Source organism: Paraconexibacter sp. (assembly GCF_041602235.1).
In the GTDB taxonomy this organism is placed as follows: Bacteria; Actinomycetota; Thermoleophilia; order Solirubrobacterales; family Solirubrobacteraceae; genus Paraconexibacter.
Genome location: NZ_JBFIGP010000123.1, coordinates 1 through 10,311, shown reverse-complemented (window position 1 = coordinate 10,311; position 10,311 = coordinate 1). Strand labels below are relative to the sequence as shown.

Genomic DNA, 10,311 nt, shown 5'->3' with positions numbered 1-10,311 from the left:
CGACGCGCCGCGAGTGCCCCGGCGCGGGCTCGAGCGCCGGCACGTGACGCAGCGCGATGACGAGCGCGGCGGCGACGATCGGGACGTTCATCGCGAAGATCGCCCGCCACGACAGCTGATCGATGAGCACCCCACCCACCGGCGGCCCCACCGCGATCGCGGCGCTGGTGGCCGCGGTCCAGGTGCCGATCGCCGCACCGCGCTGCACCGGGTCGCGGTACACCTCGGTCAGGATCGCCAGGGAACTGGGCACCAGCAGCGCCCCCGCGACGCCCTGCAGGCCGCGCGCGGCGACCAGCAGTTCCACGTTCGGCGCCAGCGCGCACAGCACGCTCGTCGCACCGAATCCGGCGACGCCGAGGACGAAGACGCGCCGGCGCCCGAACAGGTCCCCGAGGGCTCCGCCGGTGAGCACCAGCGAGGCGAGCAGCAGCAGGTAGGACTCCACGACCCATTGCTGCTCGGCCAGCGAGGCGTCGAGGTCGCGCTGGAGCGCGGGCAGCGCGACGTTGACGACCGTGGAGTCGATGAAGACGATCGCCGACCCGAGGATGCAGGCGACCAGCGCCAGGCGCTGCCGCACCGGGGTCATCGCGGCTCAGGCGCGCTGCAGGACGAGGTTGACGAAGCGCGTGCCGAGGTCCTCGGCGGTCTGCACCACCTCGTCGTCCCCGGCCGGGTGGTGCGACCCGTCGTCGGCGAGCAGCCCGACCTCGTACCCGGCACCTCGATATGCGGCGAGCGTCGCATCGACCGACACGCCCCGCTGCTCCATCCCCTCGAGCCAGAACTCGATCAGCAGCGTCGGGGCGGGGCTCGCCGCCAGCGTGCCGTGGAGGCCGGCGAAGACCTCGTGGTCGAACCCCTGGGCATCGATCTTGACCATGTCGACCGGGGTGTCGCCGAGAACCTCGTCCAGCCGCACCATCGGCACGAGCCGGGCTGCGCGGTCCGGGAGGCCGTGGCCCACCGGGTGGGTCTGGTGGTCGCCCCGGTTGTCCTCGTCGAGCTGCAGCTCGATCAGGCCGCGGCTCGCTCCCGCCGCGGCCGGGACCACCTTCGTGTTCGCCGGCGCGTGACGCCAGAGGTTGGCGCGCAGCAGCGCGAGGTTGCGCGGCTCGGGCTCGATCGCGACGACCAGGCCGGCCGGGCCGACGAGCTGCGCGCCCAGGACGGCGTGCCACCCGACGTTGGCGCCGCAGTCGACGAACACCTGCCCGGGCTGCAACGTCCGTCGCAGGAACGCCGTCTCCCCGGGCTCCCAGACCCGATGCTCGCGCACCCACGGCGTCATCACCTTGTCGTCCGCGTGGAACAGCATGTCCCCGATCTCCGTGTCGAGCACGGCGGCGTCGCGGGCGTCGATCGGCGTCAGGCTCGACAGCTCGCCCAGCAGCGACAGCTCATCGAGGGTCGCCCGGATCGCCTCGTCGACCCGGGCCTGCCTGCTCGTGACCGGCTGGGCGACCCGGCGAAGCGCCGAGCGCGCGGCCTTGCCCCCTACGCCGAAGCGGGACCGCTGGTCCCACGAGGAGTCGAGCTCGTCGGCGAGCAGACGGGCGAGGCGGCGGTGACGCATGCGCGGCAGGGTATCCGTCCGGCCGGTGCCCGCCGCGCGGGGTCAGGCGTCCTGTCCCGGCTGCTCCTGGCGCGCCGGCAACGCAGCCTCGATCCGACGCTGCTCGGCGAGCACCGACGCGGTCAGGGCGCCTTGCACGGTCCGCGACCGCTCGAGCTCCGCGACGAGCGCGTCGACCGCCAGCTCGAGCGTCTCGACGATCGCCCGGTCCGCGGCCAGGACGTCGGCGCTGATCGGGCGCGCGGCCTTCGTGACCCGCCCCCGCAGCCACCGCCGGACGGCGTTCAGGCCCTCCGGCACGATCTCGCCCGGCTCGTGCACCGTGTGCGACCGGGCGTGGGTCAGGGCAGCCCGTACCGCGTCGACGACCGGATCGCTGGTCCGCGACGCGCGCTGGTCGATCGTCGGCCGCAACGCCTCCAGGCGCTTGCGCAGCACGGCGCCGACCGCCTCCGCGGAGTACTCCTCACGCATCCGGCGAGCCGCTCGCTCAGCCCGTCGTGCCGCCTCGCCGGGGTCGTCACGGATGGCGCGGAGGGCGTCCGCCGCCGCGTCCAGGTCGGGGTCGGCCCACCTCGCGTCCGCGTCGTAGGGGTCGTTGCCGGGTCCGACGTCGACGAGGTCGTAGGGAATCGGCCACCCGCACCGGGCGTCCAGGAAGTCGCACGTGCCGCCATGGTCGGTCGCGACCACCGGCCGTCCGAGCGCCATGGCCTCGGCCACGGTCAGCCCGAACCCCTCGGACCGGTGCAGCGAGACGTAGGCGTCGCACGAGGCGAGCAGCGCGTCGCGCTCGGCGGCGGACAGGAACCGCTCGACGAGGTGGACGTCCTCGTGCTCGGCGGCGGCCTCGGCCAGCCGTCGCGCAGCGGCCGGATGGTGCTCGCCGTTGATGGTCTTGATGACCAGCGACGCGCCGCTGCCAGGCGGGAAGGCGCGGCGGAACGCGGTGATGAGGCCGAGCGGGTTCTTGCGCTCCATCACCGAGTGGAAGTCGAAGACGAACAGCACGAGGAACCCCTCGGGGACCCCGAGCTCCGCGCGCGGGACCGCGGCGACGCTGGGCGCCACGACCGGGAGCGGCATCCGGACGACCGGCACCGGGACCGCGGGGGCGATCGCGTCCTGGACGTAGCGCGAGCCGACCCAGATCTCGTCCACGTGATCGGCCGATTCGAGGTATCGGTCCGGGAAGGTCGGCAGCTCCCACCACCACAGGCCGATCGTGTACCGCCCGTCGAAGAACCGGGGACCGGCCTCGCTGGCGAACCGGGGCAGCCCGTCGGCGTTGACGCAGACCAGGTTGACGTCGAACGACGCGGCCTCCAGGGCCGTCGACCCGAACGCGTGGCCCCGGCGTGTGGGCGGCACGATGTCCCCCTGGATCGGGAGGACCGGGATGCGCGCCGCGTCGAGCGCCCCCACCATCCGCCGGGCGGCCTCGCCGACCCCGGACTCCGACTGGAAGTAGCCCGCGATGTTCACGCCCAGGGGCGCGCGTTCGTGCCGCTCGGTCTCGTCCCGCAGGTCGGGTACGGCCGCCGCTGGCACGCCGAGCTGCTGCGCGCCGTGCTGGGCCGCCCAGCCGAGGAAGCCGGCGCGGTCCGTCGCGTCCTGCAGGTTGGGGTACGCGCGCTGGAGCGCCTCCTGGTCCTCCCACAGGTGCACGAGCACCCGTGCCACGCCCCCGGCCTCAGCGCGCGGGTCGGCCTCCCCCAGCCATCGCAGGAAGGCTGCGCTCCCGTCGGTCGTGAACGGGCCCGCCTGGAGGTCGCCGTCGCGGATCGCCCGGCGGAACAGGGTCCGCAACCGGTGATCGAGTGGGGTGCCGTCGCCGAGACGACTCAAGTCGCGCCGCAGCGACGACGGATAGGTGGCGCCGTCGCGCGGGGGCGTGGGGTCGCCAGGGGGGCTCGCGAGCTCTCGCAGGTGGTCCTCGTGGGTGACGGTGACCGCGGGAAAGCGGGCGAGCGCCGCCTGGAGGTCGTCACCTTCGGCGAACGTGCCCACGCGGTCGCGCCACCAGGCGAGGACCTCGTCGGCCTCCGCGCCGTCCCCGACCGCCACGAAGCCCGGGACCAGCGGCCCGCGCTGCGGGTCCGCCTCACCGGCACCCAGGACGACGACCGCCGCACCCTCGGGCAGTTCGAGCGGGCCGTCGATCGGGGGGACCAGGTCCAGGCACACGACCGGACGCGCGAGGCCCCGCACGGCGAAGGGCCGCAGTGCCCGGGCGTACTCCACGGGCTCGTGCCCCGCGGCCAGGACCTCGGCGGCCGCGCCGGCCACGTCCGGCGCGCCGACGATCTCGATGCCGTCGACCGGTGACGGCATCGGTTCCGTACCGTCGGCGACGACGATCCGGACGGCGGCGCCCGGGTGGTGGTCGAGGAACGACCGGCCGAGCGCGACGGCGTCGGCAAGACGGTCCGCCGGGCAGACGGTGACGAGAGCGACGGGCCTCACCCCGCGAGTTCTACACGTCGAGGGCGTCCGGGCGAGCACGAACGCGTGCGGCGCAACCGACCCGTCAGGCGAGCATGTGCCACTCTTTTCGCGGTGCGTGTCGTGGTCACCGGCGGTGCCGGCTTCGTTGGGTCGAGCGTGGCGCTCGATCTCGTCCGACGTCATCCCGACTGGGAGGTCGTCGTGGCGGACAGCCTCTTCCGTCGCGGAAGCGAGCTGAACCTGCCCCGCCTCAAGGAGGCCGGGGTCGAGTTCGTGCACGCGGATGTGCGTCACCCGGAGGACCTCGCCCGGGTCGGGGACTTCACCGCCCTCGTCGAGTGCTCGGCCGAGCCCAGCGTCATGGCGGCGGTGCAGGGAGAGGGCGACTTCGTCGTCAACACCAACCTCATGGGCGCCTACCACTGCCTCGACCTGGCGGCCCGGCAGCAGGCGCAGGTCATCTTCCTCTCGACGAGCCGGGTGTACCCGGTGGCCGGCCTCGAGCAGCTGCGCACGACCGAGCAGGACACGCGCTTCGTGCTGGACGACGACCAGCCCGTCCCCGGCGCCGGCGCCGAGGGGATCAGCGAGGACTTCCCGCTCCGCGGCGCGCGGACGCTCTACGGCGCGACGAAGCTCGCCGGGGAGCTGTTCTGCGAGGAGTACGCGGAGACGTTCGGGCTGCCGATCGTCGTCAACCGCTGCGGCGTGATCGCCGGGCCGTGGCAGATGGGCAAGGTGGACCAGGGCGTCTTCACCCACTGGCTGCTGTCGCACTACACGGGCCGGGACCTGCGGTACATCGGGTACGGCGGCACGGGCAAGCAGGTCCGCGACCTGCTGCACATCGACGACCTGCTGGACCTGATCGACGACCAGCTCCTGCGCCCGCAGCATTGGGCGGGCCACACCTTCAACGTCGGCGGCGGCCGTGCCGGCAGCCTGTCGCTCGCCGAGACGACAGCGCTGTGCGCCGAGATCACCGGACGGTCGGTGAGCGTCACGCCGGCCGGGGAGTCCCGCCCCGGGGACGTCCGGGTGTACCTCACCGACGCGCGTGCCGTGCGCGCCCACGGCGGCTGGGCGCCGCAGAGGACCCCCCGCGACGTCCTGACCGACATCTTCACGTGGGTGAGCGAGAACGAGCGGCTCGTGCTGGGCGCTCTCGGATAGAACCTCCGCACCGCCACGACCAAGGAACGCACCGTGCCCGTCGCAATCATCACCGGCTCCGGAGGCCTGATCGGCTCCGAGGCCTCCCGCCACTTCGTCCAGCAGGGCTTCGACGTCGTCGGCATCGACAACGACATGCGCAGCTACTTCTTCGGCCCGGAGGCGACGACCGCTCCGACCACGCGGCGGCTGCAGGACGAGCTGGGCTCGTCGTTCACGGCGCTGGAGCTCGACATCCGCGACCAGGCGGGGATCGACAGGGTCGTCGCCGAGCACGCCCGCGACCTCGAGCTGATCGTCCACACCGCGGCGCAGCCCTCCCACGACTGGGCCGCCCGCGAGCCCTTCACGGACTTCAGCGTCAACGCCACCGGGACGCTCAACCTGCTGCAGGCGGCGCGCACGCACACGCCGGACGCCACGTTCGTGTTCACGTCGACCAACAAGGTCTACGGGGACACCCCCAACTTCCTGCCGCTCGAGGAGCACGAGCTGCGCCTCGAACTGCCGCGCGAGCACCGCTGGTACGACGGGATCGACCTCGAGATGTCCATCGACACCTGCACCCATTCGCTGTTCGGCGCCTCGAAGGCCGCCGCCGACCTGCTCGTGCAGGAGTACGGCCGCTACTTCGACATGCCGACCGTCTGCTTCCGCGGCGGCTGCCTCACCGGTCCCCAGCACGCCGGCGCCCAGCTGCACGGCTTCCTCGCCTACCTCATGAAGTGCACCGTCACCGGCACGCCGTACACGATCTTCGGCTACGACGGCAAGCAGGTCCGCGACAACATCCACTGCCACGACGTGGTCACCGCGTTCCACGCGTTCCACCAGGCGCCGAAGGCCGCCGCGGTCTACAACCTCGGCGGCGGGCGCAGGAGCAACGTGTCGATGCTCGAGGCGATCCAGAAGTCCCAGGAGATCAGCGGCAGGGAGCTGCAGTACACGCTCTCCGACGAGGCCCGCATCGGCGACCACCGCTGGTGGGTGTCGGACCTCGCGGCCTTCGAGGCGGACTACCCGCAGTGGTCGCTGACCTACGGGATCCACGAGGTGCTGCAGGAGATCCACGACCACAACGTGGAGCAGTGGACCTCGTGAAGCTCTCGGTCGTCATCCCGTCGCACAACGAGGAAGGCTCCATCGCGCAGACGGTGCGGTCGATCCAGGAGACGCTCGACACCGAGGGCATCACCGACCACGAGGTCGTCTGCGTCGACGACGCGTCCGCGGACCGGACCGCCGAGATCATCCGCGGACTCGCCGCCGCCGACCCGCGGGTGCGCTACGTGCGGTCGCCGTACCGCAACGGGTTCGGGTTCGCGGTCCGCGCCGGGCTCGACGTCTTCGAGGGCGACGCCGTCGCGATCATGATGGCCGACCTCTCCGACAGCCCGGAGGACCTGGTCAGCTACTACCGCCTGCTGCAGGCCGGGTACGACTGCGCGTTCGGATCGCGGTTCATGGCGGGAGGCTCGACGATCGACTACCCGTCGACCAAGCTGCTCGTGAACCGCATCGTCAACCTCGGGATCCGGGTCCTGTTCGGTCACGGCTACAACGACACGACCAACGCCTTCAAGGCCTACCGTCGCGAGGTCATCGAGACGGTCCAGCCCCTGCTGAGCCATCACTTCAACCTCACCGTCGAGCTGCCGCTCAAGGCGGTCGTCCGCGGGCACTCCTACGCGATCACCCCGATCACGTGGCGCAACCGGCAGACCGGGGTGAGCAAGCTGAAGCTGCAGGAGATGGGCAGCCGCTACGCGTTCGTCGTGCTGATGGTCTTCCTGGAGCACCACCTGAGTCGCGGCGACTACCGGCGGGGGGCCAGCGGCGCGACCCACCGCTGGCGAGCCGGCCGTCCCGGCGCGCGGCCTGCCGGCTCGGCGGACGCGCTCTCAGCGACGGGCCAGGGCGAAGGCGGAGACGCCGACCGGGAATGACCGGCCCCGCGCGAGCCAGCGCGCCTCGGCGGCGAACGCCTTGGCGAGCGGCGCGTTGATCCAGTCGGGTCCCATCGCGAAGTCGGTCTTGTCGGACCGGGACCCGCGGACGCGGCGGCGCAGCACGCGGATGGCGGCGATCGGCGGGAACAGCATCGTGTTGAAGTAGGAGGACCGCTCGACCGTCATCCCCGCCCGGGTGATCGCATCGTGCAGTCCCGGGCGCCGGTAGCGCCGCTTGTGCTGCGAGATCTCGTCCTGATCGCCCCACAGGAGCATGAAGGCGGGGACGGCCACCAGCAGGGTTCCCCCGGGCTTCAGGACCCGGCGGAACTCGCGCAGCGCTCCCACGTCGTCGTCGATGTGCTCGATGACGTCGAAGGCCGTGACCAGGTCGAAGGTCTCGTCGGCGAAGGGGATCGGAGCGCCGGGCTCCACGTAGCCGACCTCGGTGCGTCCGCGCTCGTGGCAGAACTCCACGGCGGAGCGGTCGCCGTCCAGCGCCGACACCGTGCCGAAGCGGTCGAGGTGCTGCAGGAACGCCCCGGTGCCGCAGCCGAAGTCCAGGATGCGGGTGTCCTGCGCGGGCGGCAGCCCCGCGGAGCGCAGGATCTCGGTGAAGATCGCGTTGCGACCCTGGAACCACCAGTGCTTGCCCTCGATCTCGAAGTAGTGGGCGTAGAAGTCACGCTCCATCGGGACGCGCCTCCGTGACCGACTCGATGATGAACGTCGGGCGGGCCTTGCTCTCGTCGTAGGCGCGGGCGAGGTACTCGCCGACGATGCCCAGGGACGTGAGCTGCAGGCCACCGAGGCCCAGGACGAGGATGTGGATCGAGGCGACGCCCGTGACCTCGTAGAGCCCGGCCAGGCGCAATCCGACGACGACCGGGATCGCCACGAAGGCCGCGATCGAGCAGGCGATGCCGACCAGCGAGGAGATCCGCAGCGGCAGCGTCGAGAACGAGATCACCCCGTCGGCGGCGAGCTGCGCGAGCTTGGACAGCGGGTACTTCGAGACCCCGGCGAACCGCTCGTCGCGCTCGTACTCCACGGACTCCTGCCGGTACCCGACCCAGGACACCAGGCCGCGCACGAAGCGGTTGCGCTCGGGCAGCGCGACGACCGCGTCCAGGGCCCGGCGGCTGATGAGCCGGAAGTCCCCCGCGTTGCCCGGGTAGTTCTCCAGGCCCGAGATGCGCCCGAAGGCGCGGTAGAACACGCGGATCGCCAGCAGGCGCATCCGCGGCTCGCCCGGTCGCACGTGGCGCACCGCGTGGACGACGTCGGCGCCGGCCCGCCAGCGCGCGATGAGCTCGCGCGCGACCTCGGGTGGGTCCTGCAGGTCGGCGTCGATCGAGATCACGGCCTCCCCGCGGGCGAGGGTCAGCCCGGCGGTCAGGGCGGCCTGGTGCCCGAAGTTCCGTGACAGGCGTGCCGCCCGCACCCGCGGGTCCGCGGCCACGATCTCGGCGAGCACCTCGGGCGTGCGGTCGGTGGACCCGTCGTCGACGATGATGAGCTCGTAGTCCTCGTCGGCGACCGCCTGCGCCATGCGCGTGCAGAACTCGCGCAGGCCGTCCTCCTCGTTGAACGCGGGCGCGACGATCGAGATCACGGGCGGCCGCGGCGCGGCGGACGTCATCGCGGGCCTCCTGTCCCGATGCGGGTCAGCAGCTCGTACTCGCCGTCCAGGAACGGGCGCGGGTTCTCGAACTGCGTCGTGACGAAGCGGGCCAGCGGCCGGTCGGGCAGCGGGCGGCCCTGCAGCCAGCCCTCCGCCTGCTTGGGGTTGCGCACGAGGCAGGTGCCCGGCTCGTCGGCCACCGCATCCACGACACGTTGCTGCTGCTCGGCGTCCAGCAGCAGCATCCACGTGCCCGCGTTCAGCCCGGTGGGCGGCGCGATGCCGGACCACACGTAGAGGCTGTTGAAGCCGGGATAGGTCACGAGCGCACGGCACTCGCGTCGGACGGTCCGCGCGAGGTCGGCGAAGCCGTCGGCGCGGCCGGGAGGTAGCCGCAGGGTGCTCGAGCCGGAGGTCACCAGCGGCTTGAAGTCCCCCCAGGTGTGCACGAACGTCGTCAGCGGCTGGGCGATCGAGGCGAGGGCGAGCGCGACGGCTACGGCGAGCACCCCGTTGGAGGCGTTGGCCAGCAGGCCGGGTCCGCGCTGGTCCTGGGTGCGGGCGCTCCAGGCCGCCAGTTCGTCGAGAGCGTCGCCGAGCAGCATGCCCGCGGGCACGATCATCAGCACGCTCGCCGCGCGGACCTGGGTTCCCGCGACGGGGTAGACCTGCAGCATCTCGATGAGCGCCAGCAGGACCAGGCCGGTGCGGACGAAGAGCGTCTCGCGGTCGCGCTCGACCCCGGTCGGGGGGACGAGCAGCAGCCACAGCAGCAGGGCACCGACCGGCAGCGGCCCCGAGGGCGGGCCGAACGTCAGGGGCGAGGCCTGCGCGACGGCGGCGAGGATCGCGATCGCCGCGACGCCGCGGATCGCGGCACCGGCCGGGCCGGACGGCAGCCGCCGGTCCGGGCGCCGGCGGACCGCCAGGGCGCCGACGACCGCCGCCACCGCCCACCACACGGTCGCGTCAGGGGTCGTGAACGCGATCACGAAGACCTCGCGCAGCTTGCTCGGCTCCACGAGCAGCCCGTCGATGACGGCGCTCAGCGAGCTGCCGAGCAGCAGCGTCACCGCCAGGAGCACGAACGCGGCGCCGGCGAACGCACCGCCGCCGAGCGCCAGGGCGTCCCGCACCAGTCGTCGGTCGCCCGCCCGCACCTCGACGCCGACGCCCACCGCCACGACGCCGGCGGTGCCGGCCCACAGCAGGACCAGCAGGTTGTAGGGGCCGCGATCGGCGAGGTCGGGCAGCAGCAGGACGAACGGCGCGAGCACCAGCGCGGCGATCGCGAACCGCACCGGCCGGCGCGAGGTGTCCGTCTGCGTGGCGAGGGCGAGCGCCACCGCCAGCGCGAGGACCGCGAAGGCCCCGAGGTTGACCTTCGTGAGCGCCATGAACGCCAGCAGGACCCCGAGGACCGGCCACGCCACGCCCGGCCGGCGGGGGATGGCGACCAGCGCGATCGAGGCGGCCGCGAACACGAGCGTCGACAGCCCGACGGGGTGCATCGGCTCGGGGACGAGCAGCACCATGGT

Annotated in this window: 9 protein-coding genes; 3 read left to right on the top strand and 6 right to left on the bottom strand. The window is 72.7% G+C overall.

Annotation, left to right across the window (positions count from 1 at the left end; genetic code table 11):
* The 3 genes from ABYE80_RS11350 to ABYE80_RS11340 all read right to left on the bottom strand — a co-directional run.
* Nucleotides 1–592: MFS transporter (locus ABYE80_RS11350; RefSeq protein ID WP_372790390.1), on the bottom strand; the 592-nt coding region annotated here is incomplete at its 3' end.
* Between the two features lie 6 nt (nt 593–598).
* Nucleotides 599–1,579 (bottom strand): FkbM family methyltransferase, encoded by a 981-nt coding sequence (locus ABYE80_RS11345; RefSeq protein WP_372790389.1) that lies wholly within the window; start codon nt 1,577–1,579, stop codon nt 599–601.
* Nucleotides 1,580–1,621: 42 nt separating this feature from the next.
* Nucleotides 1,622–4,045, bottom strand: a complete 2,424-nt coding sequence (locus tag ABYE80_RS11340) for a glycosyltransferase family 4 protein (protein ID WP_372790388.1) — start codon at nt 4,043–4,045, stop codon at nt 1,622–1,624.
* A 93-nt stretch (nt 4,046–4,138) separates the two neighbouring features.
* Between ABYE80_RS11340 and ABYE80_RS11335 the strand changes: the two genes are divergently transcribed.
* From ABYE80_RS11335 to ABYE80_RS11325, 3 genes are read left to right on the top strand one after another with little or no spacing between them, the layout of a single operon-like run.
* Nucleotides 4,139–5,200 (top strand): NAD-dependent epimerase/dehydratase family protein, encoded by a 1,062-nt coding sequence (locus ABYE80_RS11335; RefSeq protein ID WP_372790387.1) that lies wholly within the window; start codon nt 4,139–4,141, stop codon nt 5,198–5,200.
* 33 nt (nt 5,201–5,233) lie between these two features.
* Entirely contained in the window at nt 5,234–6,301 is a 1,068-nt protein-coding gene (locus tag ABYE80_RS11330) for an SDR family NAD(P)-dependent oxidoreductase (RefSeq protein ID WP_372790386.1), read from the top strand.
* Nucleotides 6,298–7,146: a glycosyltransferase family 2 protein gene (locus tag ABYE80_RS11325; protein ID WP_372790385.1), complete on the top strand. Its 849-nt coding sequence runs from the start codon at nt 6,298–6,300 to the stop codon at nt 7,144–7,146. Before ABYE80_RS11330 ends, ABYE80_RS11325 begins: the two co-directional genes overlap by 4 nt.
* On the opposite strand, the gene ABYE80_RS11320 is transcribed toward ABYE80_RS11325, so the two are convergent.
* The 3 genes from ABYE80_RS11320 to ABYE80_RS11310 form a co-directional block, all read right to left on the bottom strand.
* Complete coding sequence (locus ABYE80_RS11320) at nt 7,102–7,842, bottom strand: class I SAM-dependent methyltransferase (RefSeq protein WP_372790384.1); 741 nt, start codon at nt 7,840–7,842, stop codon at nt 7,102–7,104. The genes ABYE80_RS11325 and ABYE80_RS11320 overlap by 45 nt on opposite strands.
* On the bottom strand, nt 7,832–8,791 hold the full coding sequence (locus tag ABYE80_RS11315; protein WP_372790383.1) for a glycosyltransferase family 2 protein: 960 nt from the start codon (nt 8,789–8,791) through the stop codon (nt 7,832–7,834). The genes ABYE80_RS11320 and ABYE80_RS11315 overlap by 11 nt, the downstream gene beginning before the upstream one ends.
* Nucleotides 8,788–10,311 (bottom strand): hypothetical protein (locus ABYE80_RS11310; protein WP_372790382.1); only part of this gene is annotated, 1,524 nt, incomplete at its 5' end. The genes ABYE80_RS11315 and ABYE80_RS11310, both read right to left, overlap by 4 nt.